The organism is uncultured Parvibaculum sp., assembly GCF_963975745.1.
Lineage (GTDB): Bacteria > Pseudomonadota > Alphaproteobacteria > Parvibaculales > Parvibaculaceae > Parvibaculum.
This window is the reverse complement of record NZ_CAXBIB010000004.1, coordinates 132,761-158,833: the sequence shown is the minus strand read 5'-3', so window position 1 is coordinate 158,833 and position 26,073 is coordinate 132,761. Positions and strand designations below refer to the sequence as shown.

Annotated in this window: 24 protein-coding genes; 15 read left to right on the top strand and 9 right to left on the bottom strand. The window is 62.1% G+C overall.

All coding sequences use genetic code 11. From position 1 onward, the window contains the following. Window positions 1-24 precede the first annotated feature (24 nt). From AAC071_RS04955 to AAC071_RS04945, 3 genes are all read left to right on the top strand, one after another. Window positions 25-2,454, top strand: coding sequence for a heavy metal translocating P-type ATPase (locus AAC071_RS04955; protein WP_012112302.1), 2,430 nt, complete (start codon window positions 25-27; stop codon window positions 2,452-2,454). Window positions 2,455-2,601: 147 nt separating this feature from the next. After that, complete coding sequence (locus AAC071_RS04950) at window positions 2,602-3,396, top strand: universal stress protein (protein ID WP_012112301.1); 795 nt, start codon at window positions 2,602-2,604, stop codon at window positions 3,394-3,396. A gap of 457 nt (window positions 3,397-3,853) precedes the next feature. Beyond that, window positions 3,854-4,087, top strand: a complete 234-nt coding sequence (locus AAC071_RS04945; RefSeq protein WP_049767825.1) for a hypothetical protein — start codon at window positions 3,854-3,856, stop codon at window positions 4,085-4,087. Window positions 4,088-4,278: 191 nt separating this feature from the next. Here AAC071_RS04945 and AAC071_RS04940 read toward each other — a convergent pair whose 3' ends face one another. The 4 genes from AAC071_RS04940 to AAC071_RS04925 form a co-directional block, all read right to left on the bottom strand. Then, entirely contained in the window at window positions 4,279-6,063 is a 1,785-nt protein-coding gene (locus AAC071_RS04940) for a hypothetical protein (RefSeq protein ID WP_012112299.1), read from the bottom strand. Between the two features lie 120 nt (window positions 6,064-6,183). Then, window positions 6,184-7,437: a cytochrome P450 gene (locus AAC071_RS04935; protein ID WP_339830608.1), complete on the bottom strand. Its 1,254-nt coding sequence runs from the start codon at window positions 7,435-7,437 to the stop codon at window positions 6,184-6,186. Window positions 7,438-7,635: 198 nt separating this feature from the next. Next, entirely contained in the window at window positions 7,636-7,959 is a 324-nt protein-coding gene (locus tag AAC071_RS04930; RefSeq protein ID WP_339830606.1) for a 2Fe-2S iron-sulfur cluster-binding protein, read from the bottom strand. An 18-nt stretch (window positions 7,960-7,977) separates the two neighbouring features. Next, entirely contained in the window at window positions 7,978-9,240 is a 1,263-nt protein-coding gene (locus AAC071_RS04925) for a cytochrome P450 (RefSeq protein ID WP_339830605.1), read from the bottom strand. Window positions 9,241-9,439: 199 nt separating this feature from the next. On the opposite strand from AAC071_RS04925, the gene AAC071_RS04920 reads away from it, so the two are divergent. From AAC071_RS04920 to thiD, 4 genes are all read left to right on the top strand, one after another. After that, a complete protein-coding gene (locus AAC071_RS04920) occupies window positions 9,440-10,075 on the top strand; it encodes a TetR/AcrR family transcriptional regulator (RefSeq protein ID WP_339830604.1) in 636 nt (211 codons plus the stop codon). Continuing rightward, window positions 10,072-10,896 (top strand): dihydropteroate synthase, encoded by an 825-nt coding sequence (folP, locus tag AAC071_RS04915; protein WP_339830603.1) that lies wholly within the window; start codon window positions 10,072-10,074, stop codon window positions 10,894-10,896. The genes AAC071_RS04920 and folP overlap by 4 nt, the downstream gene beginning before the upstream one ends. Before the next feature lie 150 nt (window positions 10,897-11,046). Beyond that, window positions 11,047-12,393, top strand: coding sequence for a phosphoglucosamine mutase (gene glmM, locus AAC071_RS04910; protein WP_339830602.1), 1,347 nt, complete (start codon window positions 11,047-11,049; stop codon window positions 12,391-12,393). A 30-nt stretch (window positions 12,394-12,423) separates the two neighbouring features. Next, a complete protein-coding gene (gene thiD / locus AAC071_RS04905; RefSeq protein ID WP_339830601.1) occupies window positions 12,424-13,248 on the top strand; it encodes a bifunctional hydroxymethylpyrimidine kinase/phosphomethylpyrimidine kinase in 825 nt (274 codons plus the stop codon). On the opposite strand, the gene AAC071_RS04900 is transcribed toward thiD, so the two are convergent. Beyond that, the gene (locus AAC071_RS04900) at window positions 13,237-14,661 is read right to left on the bottom strand and encodes a PLP-dependent aminotransferase family protein (RefSeq protein ID WP_339830600.1); all 1,425 of its coding nucleotides are present in this window, start codon (window positions 14,659-14,661) and stop codon (window positions 13,237-13,239) included. The two genes, thiD and AAC071_RS04900, sit on opposite strands and share 12 nt — an antisense overlap. Before the next feature lie 151 nt (window positions 14,662-14,812). Between AAC071_RS04900 and AAC071_RS04895 the strand changes: the two genes are divergently transcribed. Beyond that, on the top strand, window positions 14,813-15,610 hold the full coding sequence (locus tag AAC071_RS04895) for a PhzF family phenazine biosynthesis protein (protein WP_339830599.1): 798 nt from the start codon (window positions 14,813-14,815) through the stop codon (window positions 15,608-15,610). Between the two features lie 22 nt (window positions 15,611-15,632). Beyond that, a complete protein-coding gene (locus tag AAC071_RS04890; RefSeq protein ID WP_339830598.1) occupies window positions 15,633-16,226 on the top strand; it encodes a LysE family translocator in 594 nt (197 codons plus the stop codon). Here the strand turns inward: AAC071_RS04890 and AAC071_RS04885 are convergent. Continuing rightward, on the bottom strand, window positions 16,223-17,116 hold the full coding sequence (locus AAC071_RS04885; protein ID WP_339830597.1) for a DMT family transporter: 894 nt from the start codon (window positions 17,114-17,116) through the stop codon (window positions 16,223-16,225). The genes AAC071_RS04890 and AAC071_RS04885 overlap by 4 nt on opposite strands. A 226-nt stretch (window positions 17,117-17,342) precedes the next feature. Between AAC071_RS04885 and AAC071_RS04880 the strand changes: the two genes are divergently transcribed. Next, entirely contained in the window at window positions 17,343-18,518 is a 1,176-nt protein-coding gene (locus tag AAC071_RS04880; RefSeq protein WP_339830596.1) for a phosphoserine transaminase, read from the top strand. Between the two features lie 76 nt (window positions 18,519-18,594). Further along, window positions 18,595-20,172 carry a phosphoglycerate dehydrogenase gene (serA, locus tag AAC071_RS04875; protein ID WP_339830595.1) on the top strand — a complete coding sequence of 526 codons (1,578 nt, stop codon included), beginning with the start codon at window positions 18,595-18,597 and terminating at the stop codon, window positions 20,170-20,172. Window positions 20,173-20,223: 51 nt separating this feature from the next. On the opposite strand, the gene AAC071_RS04870 is transcribed toward serA, so the two are convergent. Then, window positions 20,224-20,808, bottom strand: coding sequence for a hypothetical protein (locus tag AAC071_RS04870; RefSeq protein ID WP_339830594.1), 585 nt, complete (start codon window positions 20,806-20,808; stop codon window positions 20,224-20,226). Between the two features lie 154 nt (window positions 20,809-20,962). Here AAC071_RS04870 and AAC071_RS04865 point away from each other — a divergent pair, with 154 nt between their 5' ends. Next, window positions 20,963-21,454: a PAS domain-containing protein gene (locus tag AAC071_RS04865; protein WP_339830593.1), complete on the top strand. Its 492-nt coding sequence runs from the start codon at window positions 20,963-20,965 to the stop codon at window positions 21,452-21,454. A gap of 34 nt (window positions 21,455-21,488) precedes the next feature. Further along, complete coding sequence (locus AAC071_RS04860) at window positions 21,489-21,974, top strand: PAS domain-containing protein (protein WP_339830592.1); 486 nt, start codon at window positions 21,489-21,491, stop codon at window positions 21,972-21,974. Between the two features lie 10 nt (window positions 21,975-21,984). Here AAC071_RS04860 and AAC071_RS04855 read toward each other — a convergent pair whose 3' ends face one another. Then, the gene (locus AAC071_RS04855; protein WP_339830591.1) at window positions 21,985-22,656 is read right to left on the bottom strand and encodes a pentapeptide repeat-containing protein; all 672 of its coding nucleotides are present in this window, start codon (window positions 22,654-22,656) and stop codon (window positions 21,985-21,987) included. A gap of 231 nt (window positions 22,657-22,887) precedes the next feature. Here AAC071_RS04855 and AAC071_RS04850 point away from each other — a divergent pair, with 231 nt between their 5' ends. Together AAC071_RS04850 and AAC071_RS04845 are read left to right on the top strand one after the other, a co-directional pair. Next, window positions 22,888-24,033, top strand: coding sequence for a hypothetical protein (locus AAC071_RS04850; protein ID WP_339830590.1), 1,146 nt, complete (start codon window positions 22,888-22,890; stop codon window positions 24,031-24,033). A gap of 154 nt (window positions 24,034-24,187) precedes the next feature. Next, window positions 24,188-25,480, top strand: a complete 1,293-nt coding sequence (locus tag AAC071_RS04845) for an adenylosuccinate synthase (RefSeq protein WP_339830589.1) — start codon at window positions 24,188-24,190, stop codon at window positions 25,478-25,480. 123 nt (window positions 25,481-25,603) lie between these two features. Here the strand turns inward: AAC071_RS04845 and AAC071_RS04840 are convergent, their stop codons facing one another. Continuing rightward, complete coding sequence (locus AAC071_RS04840) at window positions 25,604-26,005, bottom strand: MAPEG family protein (protein WP_339830588.1); 402 nt, start codon at window positions 26,003-26,005, stop codon at window positions 25,604-25,606. Window positions 26,006-26,073 lie beyond the last annotated feature (68 nt).

Sequence of the window (26,073 nt, the reverse complement as noted above, 5' to 3'; positions counted from 1 at the left end):
GCGCTGGCAAGAGGATAGGCAAGCATGACCGAGAAACTTCGCCTGGACATTCCGATCCTGTTGCCGGAGGTCAACACCGCCGCCGACGCCTGCGTCCAGATCCTGATTGAGCAGATTGCGGGGAAGGAAGGAGTGGAAGACGCGCATGTCGTGGCGGGCGTGGACGGCGAACCGGCGCGGCTTTGCATACATTACGATCCTGACATCCTGCCGCTGCCGCGTATCCGCGACCTGATCGCCGCCGCGGGCGCCAGGATCTCGGAACGGTATGGGCACGCGGTCTGGCAGCTTGATATTCCGCACCAGCGGCGAGCGCGGTCCATTGCCGAACGGCTGAGAACGCTCGACGGCGTGATAGAGGCTGAAGCGAGCGCCACCGGCACCGTGCGCGTGGAGTTCGATAGATCAGCCACATCCGAGGCGACACTCAAGGGCAAACTCGACAAGTTGCAAACCGGCGGCGCAAGGCCGGAAAGGGATTCCCGGGCGGATGAGCATGCCGGTCATGATCACGAAGGCGGCGCATTCGGAGCGAACACCGAGCTGATCTTTTCCTTGCTTTGTGGTGCTCTGCTCGCCGGGGGCTATCTCATCGGGAAGCTTCTGACGGTCCCGGCCTGGCTACCCTTCGCCTGTTATCTCGGTGCCTATTTCTTTGGCGGTCTCTTCACCTTGCGTGAGGCGATAGAGAACCTGCGCCTGAAGAAGTTTGAGATCGACACCCTGATGCTGGTGGCGGCGGCCGGCGCCGCTGTCCTTGGTGCCTGGGCGGAGGGGGCTCTGCTGTTGTTCCTGTTCAGCCTTGGTCATGCCCTTGAGCACTACGCCATGGGACGCGCGAAGCAGGCAATCGAGGCTCTGGCGAAGCTCGCGCCAAGGACCGCACTGGTACGGCGCGACGGCGAATTGCGAGAGGTACCGGTAGAGGATCTCGCCGTCGGCGACATCGTGATCGTCAAGCCGGATTTGCGGCTACCCGCTGACGGTTTCCTGATCAAGGGCGTCAGCAGCGTCAATCAGGCGCCGGTCACCGGCGAAAGCATCCCCGTGGACAAGCGGCCGGTGAGCGATGCGGACGCGGCGCGGGCCAATCCCGACAAGGTCAATGCGGCCCACCGCGTCTTCGCGGGCACCATCAACGGCAATGGCGCTATCGAGATCGAAGTTACGCGCAAGTCTTCCGACACGACCCTCGCAAAGGTCGTGAAGATGGTCAGCGAGGCCGAGACCCAAAAATCGCCGACGCAGCGCTTCACCGACAAATTCGAGCATATCTTCGTGCCGGTGGTACTGGCGTTGGCGGTCATTTTACTGTTCGCCGGACTGGTGATCGACGAACCGTTCCGCGACACCTTTTATCGCGCCATGGCGGTTCTGGTCGCCGCCAGCCCCTGCGCGCTTGCGATCGCAACCCCGAGCGCGGTTCTCTCCGGCGTCGCGCGGGCCGCGCGCGGCGGTGTGCTGGTCAAGGGCGGCGCTCCGCTGGAAAATCTGGGATCCCTGACCGCGATTGCCTTCGACAAGACCGGCACGCTGACGTCCGGAACCCCGCGGATCACCGATATCGTGCCGGCTCATGGCGTGACCGAAAATGAATTGCTGGCGGTCGCGGTTGCCGTGGAAAGCCTCAGCGACCATCCGCTCGCCCGCGCCATTGCGCGGGATGGACGCGAGCGGCTGGGCGGCAAGCCGGTGCCGGAGGCGGACGGCCTCGACAGCCTGACCGGACGTGGTGTGTCGGCGCGCGTCGGTGGCGAAACTGTGTTGATCGGCAAGGCGGAAATGTTCGGGGCCGAGGGCATCGCGCCACTGTCGGATGCCATGCAGAAGACTATCGCGAGGCTGCGTGAGGGGGGCCGAACGACAATGGTGGTCCGGCGCGGCGACCGCGACATCGGCGCCATCGGGCTGATGGATACGCCGCGCGAGGCCGCGAAGATCGCGCTCGCCCGCCTTCACGAACTCGGCATCAAGCGGCTGATCATGATATCTGGCGACCATCAAAAGGTTGCCGAGGCCATTGCCGGTCAGGTTGGCATAGACGAGGCATGGGGCGATCTGATGCCGCAGGACAAGGTCGAGGCGATCAAGAAGCTCCGATCCGAAGGCAAAGTCGCCATGGTTGGCGATGGCGTCAATGACGCGCCCGCCATGGCGACAGCGACGGTCGGCATCGCCATGGGCGCGGCCGGCTCCGACGTTGCCCTGGAGACAGCGGACGTGGCGCTCATGGCCGATGATCTCTCTCATCTTCCTTTTGCGGTGGGGCTGAGCCGGACCGCACGGGCCGTGGTCCTGCAGAATGTGATCGTGAGCCTCGGCGTGGTTGCGCTGCTAGTTCCGTTGACGATCATGGGCCTTGGCATCGGTGCCGCTGTCGCTGTCCATGAGGGATCGACGCTGCTCGTTGTGTTCAATGCGCTGAGGCTGCTCGCATACCGGAAAGAAGTATGAGGCTGAGCGACCACTGATCAGAGACAGGCCACACGCATGCCAAGCCTGAAGCGAGAATGCGGGACCGTTACACAGATTTCCATACTGATGCGTGTCGGAACATGGGAATCTTCGGGCAAGAAAAACTTTGGCACAGGAGTCAATTCCATGAGTTTTCGTGACATTGTCGTTGATGCTTGCCCCAGAAACGACATTCCGCGGACGCTTGAACTGGCGCGTGAAATGGCCATCGCATTTGACGCAAGGCTGTTCGTCGTCGCTTATGCTTGGCCGGTCACAACTGCCGCAGATGTGCTTGCCGGGAACAGGCTCATCGCCGAGAGGCAGATGCAGGAGGCGCTATACGTCACGCGCGCCGCCTTCGATCGCGTTTTCGAGGATACGTCGATTAACGTTGAATGGTGTTCGGGAGTCGGTGATCCGACCACAGTGTTGGGTGAGCATCTCTTGACCGCCGATCTCCTGATCACGAGCGCAGCCGAAGGCCATGGTAACGTTGCGCCCGAGCCGGCAAATCTCGCGCTAGGATCTGGCGCGCCCGTTTTACGACTAGGCTCCGCCTCAGTGACAGGTCGCTTTTCCAGCGTTCTTGTGGCGTGGAAAGGGTGCCCGCAGGCACGTCGCGCTTTACATGACGCATTGCCTATCCTGAAGCGCGCTGACAAGGTGACCGTCGTCGGGGTTGGAAACGAGACAACCGTTGCACAACTCGAAGCGGTTGCCGAACATCTATGCCGGCATGATGTGACGGCAAGCCACCTGCACCTTTCGCATTCGGAGCAAGACGTCTGCGCCGAGCTCATCGGCCATGCACAGCGGGAGAACGCGGACATGATTGTCGCCGGAATTTACAGTCGCGGTCCCCTTGCCCAGCGCGTTTTGGGCGGCGTGACCAGAGAATTGCTCAAGACGTCCGATCTGTCCTGGTTTATGGCCCGTTAATCCCCTCGGTGCCGAAAAACGCCTACAAGGCGGGCAAACAAGGAATTGGCCCGACGGAATCGCCAAACTTCGCGCGGGCCTCCGATTATTCTGGCTCATTGAAAGATTGGCAGCAGGCTGAGGGTCCTGTCTCTCAAGCAGCCACTACCCCGGCATTGTGGGCTCTTCGCTTTCATCAATGGAATTCGGATGAACGGTCTGGAAGACCCCGGCGATATCGACAGGCAAGGCCGTTTTCCGATTGTCGTTTCGCACCACTACCTTCTTCCAGTTCCGCGCTAAATCTCCGGTTCCGGACATATTTCGTCTGGAGCCTTAGATTTAAGTGCGAAGCCGGAAAAAGTTGAAACGAACTGGTAGCGGGCGACCTGCGCTTCGACCCGGTTGCCCCTGCGGCAGGAGGATCGCCGTCGGAGCGATTGCCGGCCTCGTTCCCTGTTCGCTCACTCTCTTCGTCATGACGTATTCGGTATCCTGCGAGACGCCCGGAGCGGGGCTCGCCTTCGCCGCCATCATGATGATCGACGTGGTCGTGACCCTGTGCTTCGTCGCATGGGCAAGTATTTTTGCGCAGCAAGACCTTCTGACATTTATTGCGGAACAGCCTGTGCTTATTGACCGGGCGACGCGATCGCTCGAAGGAGGCGCTGGTGTCGTATTTCTCGCCGTCGCAGTCTTTGAGTTCCTCTAATCCTCTCCTATAAAAACCAGGTTGCGAGGCACCCCATAGCCAACACTCGACAGCGCCGACACGATATATTCCCTCCCACAGTGAATCGAGCACCTGTCACCGCGAGGAGAATGGAAGATTCAAACCTGCGATAGACCGGCGGCAGCATAGTGCCCGAGCCCTGATCAACCGGGTAGTGCTTATCGCACCTGTTATCCAAAACCGAACAGATCGCGTTCATAGACAATGCCTCTCGCCAACCCGAGCTTCATCGCCGGCGTCGCTTTCTCTTTGCCTCGCGGCAGCATGTAGTTGTGATAGAAGCGCAGGATCGTCGCAAGCTTGGGCACCATCTCGGGATTGTAGAAGCTGTAGGCGTGCCAGATGCGCTGCCTGTTCGAGGCCGTGGGAAGGCCGCGCTCGAAGCCCGCGATGCGGCGGCGGGCAAGGTTGAAATAGGCGTCGACCGGATGGATGCTTGCGCGCGTCATGAACTTCGCGAGTCCGTCCCAGTCCATCAGGCCGATATCCGTTTTCAGCCGGATGGTCTTTTCCGGCTCCGCCTTGGAATGATATGGCCAGTCCAGGCCAATTGTCGCCAGCATCTTGCCGCGCGCCGGTTGCGGACCCGGGCCGCAGGTGAGGCGAAGGATGTGGACCGCAAGCGCTTCCTCGTCTTCGATATCGGGATACTCGACCTGGATTTGCGCAATCTCGGCCGCGAAGCGCTTCAGCTCCTCGCGGTAGCGCTTGCGGCCTTCAACCGCCAGTGCCGCCCGCTCATCGTTGGTCAGGCCTTTCGAGAATGAAATCTCCGCGATATTGACCTTGCCGGCTTTCACCTCATCGACCAAAAGCGCCGCGATTGCATTTGCAAGTCCCGATTCCGCATCGACGCAGAAATTCGCAACGCGATACGAGCGTCCGACCAGCTTCCTGACGAGCATCATATGGGCGTAGTGGAAGATGTCGCCCCGCACACGCGAGCCCCGGCCGGGCAGTTCGTATTTGCCGCCAGCAGCCAGGTCTTCCCTCGTGAAGATGTGCGGCAAGCGTTTCACGACCGATGCCCGGTATTCGCTCGCTGGCCAGAGGCGCGCGAACCGGCGCATCGACCGGGGCCTGGCGAAGTCGCCCGCGGCGTCCATGGCCTTCTCCAGCTCGTCCGGGTCGACATCCGGGTCGTAATCGATGGTTGCCGCCACCACGAACTGCGATGATTTGTGAACGGTCGCCATGTGAAGGAGCGGGACTGTTCCTCGCCGGTTCTTGATCGGCCAGTTCACAAGGATTGTCTGGGCGTCGGTCGAGAAGAAGGGCTCCTTGCCGTCGAAGCACTGGTGAAGCCGCGCTTCCCGCTCTCCGGCGAAGGCCAGGCATTGGTTGAAGAGGAAATCTATCTTGGAATGGATGTGCGGAAAGGTGACCTGCGCTGTTTCGCATAGCCGGCTCATGGCCATCTTGTTCACCAGCCCGCGCATGATGGCGCCCGTCTTGTCCGTCTTCTTGTGCCGCCTGGTGGGAAGCCCGATGGAAAAGGTCTTGCGACAGGCCTTGCATTGATAGCGGGCATCGCCCTTCGCGGTCTTCCCGAACAGTCTGTAGGCGGACGGCATCAGGCCTATCGGGAGCCGATGATTGCCGCAGACGGCATTCGGACAGGTTTCCCGTTTTGTTCTCCTATACAGGTCCGAGAGGCGGGAATACTCTTCCGCTATCGCGTGATTTGATTTGATCGCGTGGGCAAGACCGCAAGCCGGGCAGAAGAACGAGCGGTCATCGCCCGCGCCTGTAATCTTCCCGTGAGGCTGATTTCCGGGAGACGGGCTTTGGCCGGTGCGCCGATACGGGTCCGGCGCAATGCCGAACAGCCGGCATTGCGCGTTGCGGCAGAAATTGACCGAAAACACCCCTACATTGCGAGGGAGGCGGCGCGTTTGCGCTCTCGAAGATTTCTTCGGGGCATTTGCCGCCGGTATCGACTCGCCCTCGGACACTAAGCCCCCGATTCAAAACAGGAAACGCCGACAGGTTACTGTCGGCGCTCCGTCGAATCAACATTTAGCTTAGGGGCTGGGCTCCGGCCTCCCTTTCTTTGTTTCCGCCTTGGATTCGCGTCAGGCGTGCAGGCGGACCGGCATATAGGCGTAGCCGCGCACGAAGTTCGAGCGGACGCGCTCGGGTTCCTTCAGCACTTCGATATGAGAGAAGCGCGTGAGGATTTCCTCCCAGAGAATCTTCAACTGCATTTCGGCCAATCGGTTGCCGACACAGCGATGGACGCCGAAGCCGAAAGAGAGGTGCTGACGTGGCCGGGCGCGGTCGATGATGAGTTCTTCCGGGCGTTCGATCGCGTCTTCGTCGCGATTGCCCGAGAGGTACCACATCACCACCTTGTCGCCCTTTTTGATCGTCTTGCCGCCGAGTTCATGGTCTTCCAGCGCCGTGCGACGCATATGGGCGAGCGGCGTCTGCCAGCGGATAACTTCCGGTACCATGCTGTCGATGAGAGCGTGATTGGCTTTCAGCTTTTCGAATTCCTTCGGAAAGCGGTTTAGCGCCAATACACTGCCTGTCATCGAGTTGCGCGTGGTGTCGTTGCCGCCCACGATCAGCAGCAGAATATTGCCGAGGAATTCTTCCGGCGGCATGTTCCGCGTTGCCGGCGAATGGGCGAGCATCGAGATCAGATCGTTGCGGGGTTCTTTTTCATTGACCCGTTCGTTCCACAGGGTCATGAAGCTCGCCGCGCATTCCTGAAGCTCCTTCGTGCGCTGCTCCCAGCTGTCGATGATGCCGCTGCCTGGTTCTGCTGTGGTTACGTCGGACCAGCGCGTCAGCTTGCGGCGCTCCTCGAAGGGGAAGTCGAAAAGCGTTGCCAGCATCTGCGTCGTCAGTTCGATGGAAACGTTGTCCACCCAGTCGAACTCCTCGCCGACAGGCAGGCGGTCGAGGATGTTTTGCATCCGCTCGCGAATTGTCTTCTCCAGCACCATGAGATTGCTCGGCGCGACGATGGGGCTCACCGTCTTGCGCTGCGCGTCGTGGTCCGGCGGGTCCATGGTAATGAAGCTGCGTAGAGGCAGGCCTTCGCTGCGCACATTGTTGTCGTCGATGATGATGCCGCCGACGCCCGCTTCCGACGAGAAGACCTTGTGGTTGGTATCGACCACCATGATGTCGTTGTACTTGGTGATCGACCAGTAAGGGCCGTAGGCACTTTCCGCGCAATAGTGCACGGGGTCTTCCTTGCGCAGTCTTGCGAAATAGTCGCCAACGGTGTCGTTCACGAAGAGATCGGGGTTGCTCACATCGATCTTGTCGAGGGGAACGGACTGGGCGGGACTCACATCAAGCGTTGCAATGCTCATTTCTCTCTCCCACAGACTTTTTCTTGTTGGGTCCATTAGCGCCGTTCCGATGCCGGAATGTCAATACGGGGCTCGTAGCCATGCAACGTATTTTTGCCGGAATTCTGCCCGTCGATTATGCGGGGTACGAAAAAAGGCGGACAAAAATGGAAAGGGAGGCTCTTTCGAGCCTCCCCTTTTTCATTGTCGCGGGATCGGTCAATGCTGCTTTTCGGGCAGTCTCAGCGCCAATCCATCAAGATCGTCTGCAATCGTGATCTGACAGGCGAGGCGGCTGTTTTCCTGCACATCCTCCGCAAACTCGAGCATGCTTTTCTCGAGTCCCTCGGCAGCCGGTCCGGTCTTCGCAATCCAGTCCGTATCGACATAGACGTGGCATGTTGCGCATGCGGCTGCGCCGCCGCAATCGCCGTCAATACCCGGCACGCCGTGTTTCACGGCTGCTTCCATGGCCGAAACGCCGTTCTCGGCCTCCACCGTGTATTCAGTGCCGTTCGCTTCTATGTATCTGATCTGCGTCATGCTGGGCGTCCTTTCTTTTCAGGCGTGCAGGCGCACGGGCAACGAGGCGTAGCCACGGACGAAATTCGAGCGGACGCGCGTCGGCTCGGCCATCATCTCGACATTGCTGAATCGCGCCATGATTTCCTCCCAGAGAATGCGCAACTGCATTTCCGCGAGTCGGTTGCCGACACAGCGGTGAATACCGAATCCGAAAGAGAGGTGCTGGCGCGGACGGGCGCGATCGATGATAAAATCATCCGGTCGTTCGATGACTTCATCGTCACGGTTTCCGGAGAAATACCACATCACGACCTTGTCGCCCTTGCGGATCTTCTTTCCGCCCAGTTCCGTGTCGGCGATTGCCGTGCGCCGCATATGCGCAAGCGGCGTCTGCCAACGGATGATTTCCGAAACCATGCTTTCGATAAGGTCAGGGTTGCGCCGCAGCTTTTCATATTCACCGGGAAAGCAATTGAGGGCCACGACACCGCCCGACATCGAGTTCCGCGTGGTGTCGTTGCCGCCAACGATCAGCAGCAGCACATTGCCGAGATACTCCTCCGGGGTCATGTGACGCGTTGCCGGCGAATGTGCGAGCATTGAGATCAGGTCGGATTTCGGATCGGCATTCACGCGTTCGTTCCAGAGATTCTGGAAATAGAGCGCACAGTCCATAAGTTCGGATCTGCGCTGCGACCAGGAATCGATGATCCCGCCGCCGGGCTCGGCTGTCGTGACGTCCGACCAGCGCGTGAGCTTGCGGCGGTCGTCAAAGGGAAAGTCGAAGAGTGTGGCGAGCATCTGGGTAGTGAGTTCGATTGAAACCCGATCGACCCAGTCGAATGTTTCACCCACGGGCAGGCTGTCGAGAATACCGGCGGTGCGGCCCCGGATCGTCTCCTCCATGCGTGCCAGATTGGCCGGCGCCACGATGGGGCTTACCGCCTTGCGCTGCTCATCGTGGCGAGGCGGATCCATTGCAATGAAATTCGGCAGATCCAGTCCCTCGTCACCGCCACCCTTCTGGATGTTGTCATCGATGACAATGCCGCCGAGGCCCGCTTCGGACGAGAACACCTGATGATTGGTGTCCACGGCCATGATGTCGTTGTACCTGGTGATCGACCAGTAGGGGCCGTAGGCGCTTTCGGCGCAGTAGTGCACGGGGTCTTCCCGGCGCAGACGCCGGAAATAGGCGCCGGCCAGATCGTGCTCGAACAGTTCGGGATTGCTGACATCGATCTTGTCGAGTGGGAGCGCATCGGGGTCGCCGGTCCGCTGCAGCGTGTCGGTGGTCATGGTGTCCTCCTCCGGATTTCGGTACCTTCCTCTATTGAGTATATTATCAATAACTATTGTGTTTGTGGTCAATAGGGAATGAATCACACGATTTTGGCTGTTTTCCGTGCTTTTTGACGAGGGATGGTGAGGTGGAGGAGGCCGGAGGTGTATAGTTGTAAATCTTGACGGATCGATCGGATTGAAGAGGCCTGCCGATATGACCATTGCCACAAAGGCATTGCGCACGCGCATGCCGCCGCGCGCCCGACGGGCCCAGTTGCTGCATTGCGCGCTGGCGGCCTTCGCCGAGCACGGCATTGCGCGCGCAACCCATTCTCATGTGGCGGAGCGGGCGTGCGTTTCCGTCTCGGCCGTCTATTCCTATTTCCGGACCCGCGACGATCTCGTCGAGGCGACGCTGGGCGAAGTCGAGGCCTATCTCGACAACATCGCCGCAGATTTTCTGGGTGCCGACAAGCCGGTCTATGATGTTCTCGTGGGCCTTGCGCAGGGCTTTGCCGCCGATTCCGAGCGCCGCCCGGATTTGATCAAGGTCTGGCTTGACTGGAGTACCGGCGTCGACGCAACAACCTGGGCGCGCTACCTCGAGGTTCTCGACCGTCTGCATGCGGCGGCGCGCCGCGTGTTTGAACGCGGCAAGAAGGAGGGATTGCTGTCAGACCGTCTCGATGAGTCGGCCGCCGCCCGTATCTATATCGGTGGTGGGCACACGGTTGCGCTGATGCAGTTTGCCGGCGTGTCGCACGATCAGCTCGACAAGGTCATCGACCAGCTTGTGCGTGGTGTCATGGGCATCGGCATGGATACGGCTGTTCATCGCAGCCTGACATGACAGAAACTTTCACGGTATCCGGGCCGCGCATTCTCGGAATCGTCAACATCACGCCGGACTCCTTCTCTGACGGAGGCCGGTATTTTTCGGCCGATGCCGCCATTGCGCATGCCCGGAAGCTGGTGGCGGAAGGGGCGCATATTGTCGACCTCGGTCCGGCGTCGTCCAATCCTGATGCGTCGCCGGTCTCGCCGGAGGAGGAAATGCGGCGTCTTGTGCCGGTCATGGAGGCTTTGGTGGCCGAAGGCATGTCCGTATCGGTCGACAGCTTTCTTGCATCGACGCAAGCGTATGCGCTTGCGCATGGTGCGCGCTATCTGAACGATATTCAGGGGTTCGATGAGCCGAGCATCTATCCGGCGCTCGCTGCCTCCGACGCGAACCTGATCGTCATGCATTCGATCCAGGGGCGCGGCAATGCAGATCGGCGGCAAGCGCCGCAAGGTGATATTTTTGATCGCATCAGTCGCTTTTTCGAGGCACGGATCGAGCGTCTGAAAGTGGCGGGCATTGCCCGCGAGCGCCTGATTCTCGATCCCGGTATGGGTTTCTTCCTCGGGCCGACACCGGAGACCTCGTTCGAGGTGCTGGCGCGGCTGGGTGAGTTGAAAGCCCGCTTTTCCTTGCCGGTTCTGATCTCCGTATCGCGAAAGTCCTTCCTGCGGACCGTTACGGGGCGTTCGCCTCAAGAGGCAGGGGCGGCGAGCCTGGCGGCCGAATTGCTTGCGTCCATCGGCGGCGCGGACTACATCCGCACGCATGAGCCGCAACCTCTGACCGATGCCTTGGCCGTTCACGCCGCCTTGATGCGTCACCGCTGAAAGATTTGGCAAGAAAACGTTAACTGCAAAGGCCTCATAGAATTCTAATATTCACCCCGTAGGCTTTGTGGCTCAGGGGCGGCCGGGGTCCGAATGGGGGGGCGCTGGCAGGCCGGAATGACAAGACAAGGCGCAAGGACCGCTCGATTCATGTCGCGCAAATATTTCGGTACCGATGGTATTCGCGGCAAGGCGAATACCGGTCATATGACGGCGGAAACCGCGCTGCGTGTCGGCATGGCGGCGGGGCGTGTCTTCCGGCGCGGCGACCATCGTCATCGTGTGGTGATCGGCAAGGACACGCGGTTGTCCGGCTACATGATCGAGCCCGCGCTCACGGCCGGTTTCACGTCGATGGGCATGGATGTCTTTCTGTTCGGTCCGCTGCCGACGCCTGCGGTTGCAATGCTGACGCGGTCGCTGCGTGCCGATCTCGGCGTGATGATTTCAGCGTCACATAATTCCTTCGAGGATAATGGCATCAAGCTCTTCGGGCCCGACGGCTTCAAGTTGTCCGACGAGGTCGAGCTTGCGATCGAGCATCACATGGACAATGGTCTGGCCGACAATCTGGCCGGTTCGCGCGATCTCGGCCGTGCCAAGCGCATCGAAGACGCGCAGGCCCGCTACATCGAACATGTGAAGCACACCTTTCCCAAGCAGCAGACGCTCGAAGGGCTGCGCGTCGTTGTCGATTGTGCCAATGGCGCGGCCTACAAGGTCGCGCCTGCCGTGTTGTGGGAACTCGGCGCCGAAGTCGTGCAGGTCGGCACCGATCCGAACGGGTTCAACATCAACGAAGATTGCGGCTCGACGGCGCCGGAGCGCATGTGTGCAGCAGTACGCGAACGCCGCGCGGATATCGGCATTGCACTTGATGGCGATGCGGATCGGCTGATTGTCGCCGACGAGAATGGCAGGATCGTCGACGGCGACCAGATCATGGGTCTGATTGCCTGCCACTGGAAAGAAATGGGAACGCTGTCGGCGCCGGGTGTCGTCGCGACGGTGATGTCGAATCTGGGGCTTGAGCGTTATCTCGATTCACTGGGGTTGGGGCTCGTGCGTACCCAGGTCGGGGACAGGTATGTCGTCGAGTACATGCGCGAGCATGGCTACAATGTCGGTGGCGAACAATCCGGACATATCGTCCTGAAGGACTTCTCGACCACCGGCGATGGACTCATAGCTGCCTTGCAGGTTCTTTCGGTGCTGAAAAGCGGTAACAAGCCTGTCAGCGAGCTCTGTCATCTCTTCGATCCACTGCCGCAGCTTCTCAAGAATGTCCGCTTCAGGCATGGCGAGCCGTTGCGTGAGAAGGCGGTCGAGGAGGCGATCCGTGAGGGCGAGGCGCGTCTCGGCAAGGCCGGACGTCTCGTCATTCGCAAGTCGGGCACCGAACCCCTGATCCGCGTCATGGGCGAGGGCGACGATGCCGGACTGGTCAAGGCGGTCGTCAACGACATTGTCTCGGCGATCGAGCACAATGCCGCCTGATTGGCATCCCGGCTCCCGGAACGGTTCTTCATGAATACATTGCTGCAAGGCCGCCTGCTCATCGTTGCCGGTTCGGATTCGGGCGGCGGCGCAGGTATTCAGGCCGACATCAAGGCGGCCACAGCGATGGGCGGCTTCGCCATGACGGCGATTACGGCCATTACGGTACAGAACACACTTGGTGTTCACGGTATCCATGAGGTGCCGGTCGAGATCGTGCGGGGACAGATGAAGGCTGTTCTCGACGATATCGGCGCAGACGCCGTGAAGACCGGCATGCTCCACAGCGCCGAGATCGTTGAAGCGGTTGCCGCGGCGCTAGAAGAACATCCGGAGATTCCGTTCTTCGTTGTCGATCCCGTCATGGTGGCCAAGGGCGGCGCATCGCTTCTTGAGGGGTCAGCGGTTACCGCTCTGAAAGAGGTGCTGATACCGCTGGCGACGCTCGTCACCCCCAATGTACCGGAAGCCGAAGCGCTGACAGGACGAAAGATCGTCGATCTTGACAGCCAGAAGGCCGCGGCCGACGCGCTGCTCGGCCTCGGCTGCGAAGCGGTGCTGCTCAAGGGCGGGCATCTCGAAGGCTCGACGCTGTTCGATGTGCTGGCGACGCAGGAGACGATGCAGACGTTTTCTTCACCGCGCATCGACACGCGCCACACGCATGGCACGGGCTGCACGCTTGCCTCTGCCGTCGCCGCGCTTCTGGCACAGGGCGTCGAACTCACGGCGGCCGTCGCCACGGCGCGCGACTATGTGCATGAGGCGATCCGCACCGCGCCCGGTTTCGGCAAGGGGCATGGGCCGCTCAATTTTCTGGCGTCCGTCGGCGGCGACAGCCCGTCACGCGACTAGCGGGCTCGACATCGGCCCGGATGCCAGCAGGTCGGCGACGATCGAAAGACCCGTGGCAAGTTCCATGCGTGTTTGCGGCTGTCCGAGGGCCAGGCGCACATGGCGCGAGGCGCGGTCGGTCGGGCCCACCATGAAATCCTCGCCGGCGGCCAGTGCGACGCCACGTGTCCTTGCGGCCTCGGCGAAGGCATGGGAACGCCATGCCTCGGGCAGCGTGAGCCAGGCATAGGGCGCAGTGTCGCGGGTTGCGACGTTGCGGTGCGGAAGCGCCTTGCGCAGCATTGCGTGGCGCGCGTGTGTTTCCTCGATCTGACGCCGCGTGAGCGTGTCGGCATCGCCGCTTTCGATCAGCATGGCGGCAAGCTCGGCCATCAACGGCGGCACGGTCTGACCGAACCCATATTGAATCGCACGGGCGCGCTCGAGTTGCGTGGCCGGCGGCTTCAGAAAACCGATACGCAGCCCGCAGGCCACGGTCTTGGCAAGGCTTGCCGCATACCATGTGCCTTCCGGATAGAAGCCGGCGATGGTCGGTGGCCGATCGTCCACCAGCTTGCCATAGATGTCGTCCTCGATGATCGCGAGGCCGTGTGTCCGCGCGACGTCGGCGATGTCGCGCCGCCGCTGATCGCTCATGATGGCGCTGGTCGGATTGTGCAGGGTTGGCACAACGAAGACGGCTCTTGCCCTCGTCTCGCGGGCCGCGCGGTCGAGTGCTTGCGGCACAAGGCCTTCCTCGTCGATATCGACCGCGGCGACCCGCCGTCCCACCGACGCCGCCTGGTTCACCATCGCCGTGTAGGTCAGGGCTTCGGTCAGGATCGTGTCGCCCGGTTCTGTCGTGCCGAGGACTGCTGTCAGGATCGCCTGTTGCGTCCCCGAACAGATGATCAGTTCTTCGGCGTCAGGCGCGAAGGCGCCATGCGCGATCCATTTTGCGGCCATCATCCGCTGATGCGGTGTACCGCCGACGGGCGGGTAGCTGTTGAAAGGCGAGCGGCCAGGCATGTCCGGCAGCATGTCGAGCAGGTGCCGCATCGCTGCGCCGAGAATTTCCGTCTGGCCGACAGGCGCGGGAAGGGCCGCCTTCATCGCTGCCAGCATCGCATCGGGAACCGCGTGGAACACCGTCGCACCAGCCCCCGGTCCGCTTCGCGCATTGCGGTCGCGCACATAGGTGCCGCGTCCGACTTCGCCCGACACTTCGCCGCGTTGCGCTGCGACGGCGTAGGCGCGCGAGACCGTGCCCACGGTTACACCCAGCGCATAGGCAAGGTCGCGTAGCGGCGGCAGCCGGGTGCCTGGCGCGGCCGTCCGCGTCTTCACGGCGTCGCTCAGCGCGTCGGCGATGGCCTTGTAGCGTGGGCCGGGGCGGGCGGCGATGTCGGCCGGATCGAAGGGAAAAATTGTCATAGTAACAATAAACTCATTGAATCCATTTCGAACGTAGAACATCTTTCAAAAACGGACTCAATATCGGTGTTTTTGATCTGTTGAGCAAGGATCTTGTCAGTGAGGCGCTCAGCAACTAGAAATTGTACCCATACAATATGGAACGAAGGCGATGAAAGCTGATCTCTATCAGGTCGATGCGTTCGCGGACCGCGTTTTCGAAGGCAATCCGGCGGCCGTCGTGCCGCTCGACAGCTGGCCGGCGGATGCCGTCATGCAGGCGATTGCGGCCGAGAACAATCTCGCCGAAACGGCCTTCCTTGTGCCCGAGGGCGAGGGGTATCGGCTGCGCTGGTTCACGCCGGCGGTCGAGGTGCCGCTTTGCGGCCATGCGACGCTGGCCTCGGCACATGTGCTTTTCACACATCTCGGCCATGCGGCGCCGGAAATCCATTTCGAGACGAAGAGCGGGCGGCTCACCATTGTGCGCGAGGACAATCTGATCGCGATGAACTTTCCGGCCAGTCCGGCAAAGCCATATCCGGCACAGGCGGATATCGCCGCAGCGCTCGGCGCGGGCCCGCGTGTCTGGGCGAAATCCAGCCATCTTCTTGCCGTCTTCGACAGTGCAGACGACGTGAAGGCGCTTGCGCCCGACATGGCTGCTCTGAAGCGGTTGCTGACGCCGCTCGATTTGCTGCTGATCGTCACGGCGCCCGGCGAGGAGGGCTCGGGCTTCGATTTCGTTTCGCGCGTCTTCGCGCCGGCGCACGGCATCGACGAAGACCCGGTAACGGGTTCGGCGCATTGCACGCTGGTTCCCTACTGGTCGAGGAAGCTCGGCAAGAGCGATCTGGTTGCACGGCAGGTGTCGGCGCGCGGCGGCACGCTCCGGTGCAGCGACGCCGGCGAACGCGTCATCATTCGCGGCCGCTGCGCCGACTACATGAAGGCCGAGATCTCCGTCTGAACAATCACATCGGTCTCTTGTCATGCCATTTGAAACGCTGGCGCTCGGCGCGCTTTTCATCGCGACGATGAGCTTCACGCCCGGGCCCGCCAACCTCAGCCTGTTGTCGGTCGGTGCCTCGCTCGGGCTGGCACGTGCCTTGCCCTATCTCGCCGGGATATGGCTTGGCGGGCTTGTTGTCATCGTTGCGGGCGCGCTCGGGCTCGGGGCGCTTCTGGTTGCCGTGCCGGAGGTCTTTGTCGCCCTCAAGATTTTCGGCTTTTCCTATATCTGCTGGCTTGCCTGGCGTCTTGCCCGCGCGGGTTTTGGCGGGCCGTTGCCTGAGGCGGCACCGTCATTCTGGGCCGGCATGCTGCTGCATCCAATCAATCCCAAGGCCTATGTGCAGAACGTGATGGTCTTCACGGCCTTTGTCGTGCCTGCTGCTCCCTACGGACCGCAGGCGGCGGCTCTGATCGGGATCAGCATGCTGCTGATGATGGTTGCGACTTCGCTCTGGGGCATCGGCGGCGATGCCATGCGCATTCTCATCGGCGACGCAGGCATCAGTCGCATCGTCGCTGTCTCCGCTTCGCTGCTGATGGTTGCCAGCGTCTCTGTTGCCCTGGTGATCTAGCTGTTGTGGCGCCACTCGCTGATCGCGATGCCGGCGAGAATCATCGCGAAGCCTGCAAGCACCCCCGGCCGCAGCGTTTCACCGAAGATCAGATAGCCTGCCAGTGCGGCGAAGACCGGTACCAGGTAGTTCGACAGCGACACAAAGGTCGGACCGGCACTTTCGACCAGCCTGAAGAAGACAAGGGCAGCCAAGGCGGTCGGAAAGAGGCCGAGTGCACCGAGGGCGAGCAGTGCGTTCGGGCCGGCCTCGACGAGGAAACTCGGCGGCGTCGCGGTGCTGGCCAGAACAATGCCCGCCGGCGCTCCCACCAGCATCACGCCTGTCGATTTGGCGATCAGCGGCATGGCGGGTGCGAGACGCGCCATGACATTGTTGAGTGCAAAACAGAACGCGCCGCCCAGCACGGCAAGCTGGGCCAGGAGCCGGGGTCCTTCACCGCCGAAATCGCGCATCGCGCCCGGGCCGATCACGACGATCAATCCGGCAAATCCGATCGCGAACCCGGCAAGTCGCAGTGGGGTTACGCGCTCGTCCGGCACCAGCGCACGGGCAATGAAGAGCGTCGCCAGCGGCGTGAAGCCGATCAGAATGCCGGCCAGCGCCGAGGAAATATGCTGCTGGCCCCAGGCGATGGCGAAGAAAGGGACAATGTTGCCGACCAGCGCCAGCGCCGCCAGCCATGTCCAGGCCTGCCGGCCGCGCGGCATGCGCTGGCCGGCGATGAGGCAGAGCGGCAGGAGCAGCAGCGCGGCGACGGCCATGCGTCCAGCCATGGTCCATTCGGGCGCGATCGTCTCGACGGCGATCTTGGCGAAGGCAAAAGCCGAACCCCAAAGCGCCACGAGGCAGGTCAGAAGCAGCCAGTGAGACAGGCGGTGGGCGGGCAAGGCTTGGATCCTCGGCGGGAAAGGGGAGGTCGCCGTTTCACTCTTCGCGGGCATGGCCGCTGCTGTCAAATGCAGGATATTGTGCGCAATTTCGGAGTCTGCCGCGATTTTTCGCCACGGTATCCCGGGCAGGCCGCCGTTTGACTTCGCGCGGCAAGGAGCCTATACGCGGCGGCGGGACACCCCTCCCCACCGAGGGGCAGCTATCTGAAAGGGTAGGTTGCAAATGACCGCCATCGAGCGTCCGGCCGTGCGTCCGGCCAATCCGCACTTCTCGTCCGGCCCCTGTGCCAAGCGCCCCGGCTGGAACATCAAAAATCTCGAAAACGCACTTGTCGGCCGGAGCCACCGCTCCAAGCCGGGCAAGGCCCGTCTCGCCGCCGCGATCGAAAAGACGCGGGCCATACTCGACGTGCCCGCCGACTACCGGATCGGCATCGTGCCGGCATCCGATACCGGCGCTGTCGAAATGGCGCTCTGGTCGCTGCTCGGCGCACGTGGTGTCGATCTGCTTGCCTGGGAGAGTTTCGGCGAAGGCTGGGTCTCCGATGTCGTCAAGCAGCTCAAGCTGAAAGACGCACGGACGCTGAAAGCCGACTACGGCAAGCTGCCGGACCTCGGTGAGGTCAATTTCGACAATGACGTCGTCTTCACATGGAACGGCACGACGTCGGGCGTGCGCGTGCCGAACGCCGACTGGATTCCGGCCGACCGCAAGGGGCTGACCATCTGTGACGCGACGTCGGCCGCCTTTGCGCAGGATCTTGCCTGGCCGAAACTCGATGTCGTCACCTTCTCCTGGCAGAAAGTGCTGGGTGGCGAGGCCGCGCATGGCATGCTCATCCTGTCGCCGCGCGCCGTAGAGCGGCTCGAGAGCTATACGCCGGCCTGGCCAATGCCGAAGATCTTCCGCATGACCAAGGGCGGCAAGCTGATCGAGGGCATCTTCAAGGGCGAAACCATCAACACGCCGTCGATGATCGCGGTCGAGGACTATCTCGATGCGCTCGACTGGGCGGCCTCCATTGGCGGTCTCAAGTCGCTGATCGGCCGCGCCGACGCCAATGCCGCCGTCATCGCCGAATGGGCAAGCCGCACGGCCTGGGTCGATTTTCTGGCCGAGAAGGTCGATACGCGTTCCAACACCTCGGTCTGTCTCAAGGTGGTCGATCCCGACGTCACCGCGTTATCGGATGACGATCAGGCGGCCTTCGCCAAGAAGATTGCCGATCTGCTCGACAAGGAAGGCGTTGCCAACGACATCGCCGGCTATCGCGATGCGCCGGCCGGTCTTCGCATCTGGGCGGGCGCGACCGTCGAGACGAGCGACATGCGTGCGCTGATGCCCTGGCTCGACTGGGCCTATGCCGAAGCCAAGGCGGCGCTGAAGGCCGCCGCCTGACGAATTCCGTTCATTCTGCGTCCGACCCGGCGAGTCCTTCTCGCGGGTCGGACCGCCATTCAACCAGGAGGCACTGATGCCCAAGGTTCTTATTTCCGATCAGCTTTCGCCTGCCGCCGTGCAGATTTTCAAGGATCGTGGCGTCGAAGTCGACGTCAAGACGGGTCTCGACCGCGACGAACTGATCAAGATCATCGGCGACTATGACGGCCTGGCGATCCGCTCGGCGACCAAGGTGACGCCGCCGGTTCTTGCCGCTGCGAAGAAGCTGAAGGTTGTCGGCCGTGCCGGCATCGGTGTCGACAATGTCGATCTCCCGGCCGCCACCGCCGCCGGCGTCATCGTCATGAATACGCCATTCGGCAATTCGATCACCACCGCCGAACACGCCATCGCAATGATGTTCGCGCTTGCGCGCGACATTCCTCAGGCCAATGCGTCCACGCATGCCGGCAAATGGGAGAAGTCGAAATTCATGGGCGTCGAAGTGACGGCCAAGACGCTCGGCGTGATCGGATGCGGCAATATCGGCTCCATTGTCGCCGACCGGGCCCTTGGCCTGCGCATGAAAGTCGTGGCTTTCGATCCCTTCCTGACGCCGGAGCGGGCGAGCGATCTCGGTGTCGAGAAGGTCGAGCTCGACGAACTGCTGAAGCGGGCCGATTTCATCACCCTGCACACGCCGTTGACCGACAAGACGCGCAACATCCTGAACGCCGAGAGCCTTGCCAAGTGCAAGAAGGGCGTACGTATCGTCAATTGCGCGCGCGGCGGCCTGATCGTCGAGGCCGATCTCAAGGCGGCAATCGAGAGTGGCCATGTGGCAGGCGCGGCGCTCGACGTGTTCGAGGAAGAACCGGCCAAGACCAACATCCTGTTCGGCATGGAGCAGGTCATCTGCACGCCGCATCTTGGTGCTTCGACCGGTGAAGCGCAGGAAAATGTGGCGCTTCAGGTCGCCGAGCAGATGGCGGACTACCTGCTGAACGGTGCGATCACCAATTCGATTAATGTGCCGGCGGTTTCGGCCGAAGAGGCTCCGAAGCTGACGCCGTTCCTGACGCTCGCTCAGCAGCTCGGCTCCTTCGCCGGTCAGCTCACCGAAACGGGCATATTGGCCGTCACCATCGAGTATGCGGGTGAAATTGCCGAAATGAACACCCGTGTGCTGACCAATGCGGCACTGACCGGCCTGCTCAAGCCGCAGCTGGAGGACGTCAACATGGTCTCGGCGCCGGTCATCGCCAAAGAGCGTGACATCAAGGTCACGGAAGTAAAGCGTGAGCAGCAGGGCGCTTACGAGACCTATATCAAGATCAATGTAAAGACGGAGCGCCAGGAACGCTCGGTCGCTGGCACGGTCTTTTCCGGCGGTCTGTCGCGCGTGATCCAGATCAAGGGTGTCAACATGGAGGCGTCGCTGGGTCACCACATGCTCTATGTGACCAACCAGGACAAGCCGGGCTTCATCGGTTCGCTCGGGTCGCTGCTCGGCAAGTCCGGCATCAATATCGCCAATTTCAATCTCGGCCGTGAAAAGGCCGGTGGCGATGCGATCTGTCTGGTCGAGGTCGATGCCGATGTGCCGGCCAGCGTGCTGGCCGAAATCCAGGCCTTGCCGCATGTCGTGCAGGCAAAGTCGCTGACCTTCTGAGCCGCACCTTCGGCGGCAGGCAAACGGGCGGCGTCCTTCCGGGGGCGCCGCCTATTTCTTGCGCGCAGCCTGCTCCAGTTCGGTGATCCGCCGGCGATAGGCATCGGCATCGCCGAAGGGGACGAAGTTCCGGTATTTTTCGTGTGCGCCGATCGCCTTTTTTGCGTGCTTGATCGGACACCAATGGGCCTCGGTTCGGGCGGCGATTTCGCGGACATAGGCGATCAGACCGTTGGCATAGGAGCAATAGGCGCAATTGAGCTTTTCCAGGGCATTGAGATAGGCCAGGTGGCCGCGATCGAAGATCATGTAGTCGCGCCGCTTCACCTTCTCGATGCCATAGGCCGGGAAGCAGACCGCCTGATAGAGGCTGACGCAGATATCGAGCAGGACCAGCGGCACGATCAAGGCGTAGATGACCGGCGCGGTCACCACCACGAGGGGCCTTGCGTGGACAATGTAGCGCAGCAGGCGCGTCTGGAGCTCGCGGTGGCGGCGCAGCACTTCTTCCTCGAAGACGGCACGTCCCTGGTCCAGGCCAAATCGAAGCGCCGCACCCTGGCGGGCGATTTCCGCTTCGAGTTCGCTTTCTAGCTCCTGGATGCGCCCGGTCAGTTCGTCGATTTTCTCGCCCAAAACGTCCTCCCCGGCTTGTCCGGCCACTATCGCAGCTTCGGTCGGTCCTGTCCCCCTTGTGACAGGACCGATCCGGTAACGCTCCCTTAACCATGCCATCCGAGACTTGTCCGGGGTATGTCGATTTCCCGCGTATCGGGATCTTGGGGGCAGCGTGACGACGGAACTATTCTGGGACAGGCGTCTCGATCGACTCTATGCGCACTGGCTGATGAAGAAGGGCGATCGGCTGGCGCCGTCGCGCACGGACTTCAATCCGGCCGAGATCAAGGCGTTTCTGCCGATCGTCAATTTCGTCGATGTGTGCTGGGAACCCGAGGGCTTTCGCCATCGGCTTGTCGGCACCGAGATCGTCCAGCATCTCGGCCGCGATGCGACCGGCCGCTGGGTCGATGCCGATCTCTATGGCGAGGCGGCGGACCGCATCTTTGCATCATTGCTGCAGGTCGCGCGCGAAGTGCGCCCCTATCGCCGCCGCTCGCCGATGACATGGCATCCGCATTCCTGGCTGACGATGGAGTCGATGGAACTGCCGCTGATCGACGAGAGCGGCCGGGTCAACATGATCCTGCGCGGCGTCAGCTATTCCGCGCCGAAGGACCCGCCGTGCGATCACTATGTCGTCGCGGCGCTGCCGCTGCACTGAACCAGCCTGCGCCAGCCACAGGAAAGGGTGAGCGATGGATGATCTTTTCTGGGACGAGCGCCTGAGCGCGCTCTACCGCGCCTGGCGGGAGAGGAAGGGTGTGCGGCCCGCGCCAACCCGGGCCGATTTCGACCCGGCGGAATTCTTTGCGTTGATGCCGATTGTCAATCTGATCGATGTCCATCGGGACCCGATCGGATTTCGGCATCGGCTGGTCGGTACCGAGCTTGTCGAGCGCATGGGCCGCGATGTGACGGGGCGTTGGGTCGATGCCGATCTCTATGGCGAGGCCGCCACGAGCATCTTCGAGGGGCTCCGTGCCGTTGCCACCGAGATCCGGCCCTATCGCCGTCGTGCCCGGCTCGATTGGCACACGCAGCACTGGCTGACCACCGAGGCGGTCGAATTGCCGCTTCTGGGGCCGGCCGGCACGGTCAACATGATCCTGCGCGGCGCAACCTTCATCGTTCGTTCGGAGCCTTTGCCCGAGCGCCTCGACTATCTGGCTCTGGCCGCCTGAGAGTAGCCCGCTAGTTCCCGCTGCAATGCGGAATCGAAAGGCCGGGCGGCAGGATCGTCCGCTCGTCGCCGCAGGCTCTGGCCAGTTGCGCATTGGTCAGGCCGGTGGCGCGTGTGAAGTCCGCGCCGCGCAGATCGGCGTCCGAAAAATCGACACCGCCCAGAAATGCGTGACGGAAAATCGCGTTGCGCGCATCGGCGCCGGCGAAAGTCAGCCGTTTGACATATTCGAGCATGCGGAGATTGGCGCGCTGAAGATTGGCGCCGCTGAAATTCGCACCATGCACGCGCACGGCGTCGAGACGCGCATCGGCGAGATTTGCGCCGCGCAGGTCGGCGTTTGTCAGCACCGCGCCGGCCATGTTGGCGCCGCTGAAATTGGCGCCTTCAAGCCTGGCCCGTGTGAGGTGGATGCCGGTCAGGTCGGCATGTCGGAAGCTTGCGCCGCGCATGTCCGCCCCCTCGAGTGCGGCAAGCCGCAGGAACTGCCCGTCGAAATTGGCACCGGCGAGGTTGCAGCCCTCGCAGTTGATAATGATCCGGTACTGGTCGGCAATGATCCGGGCCGCCAGCGCCTCCACGGCCGGTGTGGCCTGAGCGGCCGCGACGGCGGGGAGGAGGACGGTTCCGGTTGCCAGAGCAAGGGCGGCGGAGCAGCGTTTTATGGACTGAAATATCGACATGGGAAGCAGTCTAGACCAAGACCTCCGTCGAGGGCGTGCGACGTATTGACGATTTTGTGATCGATTTTTCTGCCGGTGCCCGCCGGCGGGGCGTCCTGGCATCCCGGGGTCCGTACGGCTGGTCCATGCATGTGACCTGGCGTCGATTTTATGGCCATGGCGGCGCATAAATCGTTCGGGCGCAGCGCAACCTGCGTTAAGGTTTTGTGCTCTGGTGACCGGGGGGTAAGCATGTCAATCATCCGTCTGATGATCTGTGCGCTATTCATGAGTGCCGTTCTGGCCGCCTGCGGTGCGCAGCCGCCGCGCCAGAACGTTTCGGGTGCGGCTTCGTCCGGCGTCTCGCCATCGAGCAATCTGGCTGCCGTCATGGCCAGTATCGACGATGCAGGCGACAAGGCGGCACAAGGCGATCTGTCGGCGGCCCGCGCGCTTCCCTACAACATCGCCGTGTTGACCCGCGCGATCAACGGACAGGAGGTCGATGCCGAGGGCATCCTGCTGCTGCGGTACTATCGGGCCGTGGCCAGCCAGTTGCTGAGCTATCTCAACCAGGCGCTTGGTCTGCCGGCCGACAGGCAACTGGCAGCGGCTGCGCTTGCTGATTACGAAATCGTTCTGAAAGCGGCCGGCGATGATGGACGAGGCGATCTTCGGCGAAATGCGATGCTTGGTGCGGCTCAGGTTTTGCTCGGCCATCTCGACGACGAAGCGCGGGCCTACAGCTATTTCCGTCAATGCGCCGAGCTGAAGCATGGCGCATGCATGAGCGTCATTGCCGAAGCCAAGACGCGGGGGGCCGGCGGCTTTTCAGTTGATCTGAATGAGGCTGTTGCGCTTCATGCCGAGGTTTACCGCACCGGATCGGATTTCGGTTGCGCCGGCAGCTATTCGGCACATGCGGTGGCCCGTATCGTTCATTTTCGGAATGTTCGCCCGGACGAGGACGACCAGTTCGCCTGGATTCGCAAGGCCTATCGCTTGTCGGACCAGGTCAAGGTCAGGAGCAAGGGTCAGGATCTCTGCTCGGGTGCGTTTATTCAGATCAATGAATTCATGATGCGGCTCGAAAATGGCGAAAGGCGTGCGGCTCTTCTCTACCAGGTGCGCGACGAGAGCGAGTGGACCGGCGAGGCGGAGCGCCTGCTGATCGGGTACCTGCTTGGCGAAGTGCAGGATCAGCAGTTCCGGTCGCAGGTTGTGGCAATCAAGAACCCCGACATTCGCTGTGAATATGCCTTTCTGGGTTTGTGGAAATCGGCGATCGCCCGGCAAACGAGCATGGCGCGGAGCTATCGCGAACTGATGCAGGGGACGCAGCGCGCGGGAGCATGCGGCGAAAACCTGCTGTTCGCTCGCAAGTTCCTGCCGGCCTAGATCTGTTCTTCAAAGGCCTTCCCATCCGCCGCCCGATCCGCTAGACAATGCCAAAGCCCCCGGCCCGAGAGGCCAAGGGGGCTTTCGGCTTGTCTGGGGGTCCGTATCCATACGGCGCCCGGCCGGGCACCCACTCTCTAAGGCATTGAATCAAATGGCAAATGTGGCGGTTGTCGGCTCCCAATGGGGCGACGAGGGCAAGGGCAAGATCGTGGACTGGCTGTCGGAGCGCGCCGATGTGGTGGTGCGCTTCCAGGGTGGCCACAATGCCGGCCACACGCTCGTCATCGACGGCGTCACCTACAAGCTGTCGCTGCTGCCATCGGGCATTGTGCGCAAGGGCAAGCTCTCGATCCTCGGCAATGGCGTCGTGCTCGATCCCTGGGCCTTCGCGAAGGAAGTCGACGATATCGCCGCGAAAGGCGTCACCGTCACGCCCGACAATCTCAGGATCGCCGAGAATGCGGTCCTCATCCTGCCGGTTCACCGCGAACTGGACGAGATGCGCGAAGGGGCGAATTCCGGGGTGAAGATCGGCACGACCAAGCGCGGCATCGGGCCGGCCTATGAAGACAAGGCCGGACGCCGCGCCATTCGAGTCATCGATCTCGCCGATCCGGCCACACTGCCGCTCAAGGTCGAAGGTCTCCTCGCGCACCACAATGCGCTTCGGCGCGGCAATCGCCTCGACGAACTCGAAGCCGCGCCGATCGTTGCGGCGCTGCTGGAAATCGCGCCGCGTGTGCTGCCCTTCGTGGCGCCGGTCTGGCGCGTACTCGACGAGGCCAAGCGCCAGGGCCAGCGCATTCTGTTCGAGGGCGCGCAGGGCACCATGCTCGATGTCGATCACGGCACCTATCCCTTCGTCACCTCGTCCAACACGGTCGCGGGCCAGGCGGCTGGCGGCTCGGGTGTCGGGCCCGGCGCCATCGGCTATGTGCTCGGCATCACCAAGGCCTATACGACACGGGTCGGCGAGGGCCCGTTCCCGACCGAGCTCACCGACGAGGTGGGTCAGCGGCTCGGCGAGCGCGGTCACGAATTCGGCACGGTGACGGGGCGCAAGCGCCGCTGCGGCTGGTTCGATGCGGTCATGGTCCGTCAGGCGATCAAGACGGGCGGCATCACCGGCATTGCGCTGACCAAGCTCGACGTGCTCGACGGTTTCGACGAGCTGAAAGTCTGCACGGCCTATGAAGTGGACGGCATGCGGTTCGATCATTTCCCGGCCGGCATGGACGCGCAGGCGAAGGTCACGCCCGTCTACGAAACGCTCGAGGGCTGGCAGGACAGCACGCAGGGTGCGCGTTCCTGGGCGCAGTTGCCCGCCGCGGCCGTCAAGTATGTGCGCTATGTCGAAGAACTGATCGAGGCGCCGGTGGCACTGCTTTCGACCTCTCCCGACCGCGAGGACACGATCCTGATGACGGATCCGTTTGCGGATTGACAGGGATAAGGATGAAGGACTTGGGTGACTCGCATAAGCCGGGTCATGACGGGTTTGGGTAGAGACAACGAAAAAGCGCCGGGGAAAACCCCGGCGCTTTCTTCTTGAAACAACCCTGTTGCGTCAGGCGTTCATCAGCAGGGAGATGAAGATCATCGCATAGCCGACCACGCCGCCGAACCAGCAGATGGTGCGGATGCCGGCCACGGTCCATCCCGCGACATAGACGATCGCATAGAGGATGCGCGCGATGATGAAGATCTGCGCGCCCAGTATCGTCAGTTCGGTGCTGACCCCGGCCAGATGTGCCGGCACGGCGATCGCCGCATAGATCAGCAGGTTTTCGAGATGGTTGAGATAGGCGCGCCGCGCCCGGGCGCCCCAGCCCGTCGTCCTTGCCGGTTCGTCGCGGTTGCCGATGCCCCAGCCCATGCCCATCGCCGACACATTGGCATTGGCCGAAAGCGCAATCAGAATGAACAGAAGCACGCCGCCCCATACGAGCGACCAGAGTTCCACCGTCATGGGTATTCTCCCCCGGTTGGTTGTGTTGCCACCGCGGCGAATCCTAGCGGCAAAAACGAGTCGGGGCG

What these genes read in the sequence shown, in the direction of transcription:
- AAC071_RS04930 (WP_339830606.1), bottom strand. Translation starts at nt 7,959, where the DNA reads ATGACGCAGATCAGATACATAGAAGCGAACGGCACTGAATACACGGTG.
- AAC071_RS04845 (WP_339830589.1), top strand. Translation starts at nt 24,188, where the DNA reads ATGGCAAATGTGGCGGTTGTCGGCTCCCAATGGGGCGACGAGGGCAAG.
- AAC071_RS04945 (WP_049767825.1), top strand. Translation starts at nt 3,854, where the DNA reads ATGACGTATTCGGTATCCTGCGAGACGCCCGGAGCGGGGCTCGCCTTC.
- AAC071_RS04850 (WP_339830590.1), top strand. Translation starts at nt 22,888, where the DNA reads ATGTCAATCATCCGTCTGATGATCTGTGCGCTATTCATGAGTGCCGTT.
- AAC071_RS04840 (WP_339830588.1), bottom strand. Translation starts at nt 26,005, where the DNA reads ATGACGGTGGAACTCTGGTCGCTCGTATGGGGCGGCGTGCTTCTGTTC.
- AAC071_RS04895 (WP_339830599.1), top strand. Translation starts at nt 14,813, where the DNA reads ATGAAAGCTGATCTCTATCAGGTCGATGCGTTCGCGGACCGCGTTTTC.
- glmM (WP_339830602.1), top strand. Translation starts at nt 11,047, where the DNA reads ATGTCGCGCAAATATTTCGGTACCGATGGTATTCGCGGCAAGGCGAAT.
- AAC071_RS04950 (WP_012112301.1), top strand. Translation starts at nt 2,602, where the DNA reads ATGAGTTTTCGTGACATTGTCGTTGATGCTTGCCCCAGAAACGACATT.
- AAC071_RS04855 (WP_339830591.1), bottom strand. Translation starts at nt 22,656, where the DNA reads ATGTCGATATTTCAGTCCATAAAACGCTGCTCCGCCGCCCTTGCTCTG.
- AAC071_RS04955 (WP_012112302.1), top strand. Translation starts at nt 25, where the DNA reads ATGACCGAGAAACTTCGCCTGGACATTCCGATCCTGTTGCCGGAGGTC.
- AAC071_RS04920 (WP_339830604.1), top strand. Translation starts at nt 9,440, where the DNA reads ATGACCATTGCCACAAAGGCATTGCGCACGCGCATGCCGCCGCGCGCC.
- serA (WP_339830595.1), top strand. Translation starts at nt 18,595, where the DNA reads ATGCCCAAGGTTCTTATTTCCGATCAGCTTTCGCCTGCCGCCGTGCAG.
- AAC071_RS04880 (WP_339830596.1), top strand. Translation starts at nt 17,343, where the DNA reads ATGACCGCCATCGAGCGTCCGGCCGTGCGTCCGGCCAATCCGCACTTC.
- AAC071_RS04890 (WP_339830598.1), top strand. Translation starts at nt 15,633, where the DNA reads ATGCCATTTGAAACGCTGGCGCTCGGCGCGCTTTTCATCGCGACGATG.
- folP (WP_339830603.1), top strand. Translation starts at nt 10,072, where the DNA reads ATGACAGAAACTTTCACGGTATCCGGGCCGCGCATTCTCGGAATCGTC.
- thiD (WP_339830601.1), top strand. Translation starts at nt 12,424, where the DNA reads ATGAATACATTGCTGCAAGGCCGCCTGCTCATCGTTGCCGGTTCGGAT.
- AAC071_RS04935 (WP_339830608.1), bottom strand. Translation starts at nt 7,437, where the DNA reads ATGAGCATTGCAACGCTTGATGTGAGTCCCGCCCAGTCCGTTCCCCTC.
- AAC071_RS04860 (WP_339830592.1), top strand. Translation starts at nt 21,489, where the DNA reads ATGGATGATCTTTTCTGGGACGAGCGCCTGAGCGCGCTCTACCGCGCC.
- AAC071_RS04925 (WP_339830605.1), bottom strand. Translation starts at nt 9,240, where the DNA reads ATGACCACCGACACGCTGCAGCGGACCGGCGACCCCGATGCGCTCCCA.
- AAC071_RS04900 (WP_339830600.1), bottom strand. Translation starts at nt 14,661, where the DNA reads ATGACAATTTTTCCCTTCGATCCGGCCGACATCGCCGCCCGCCCCGGC.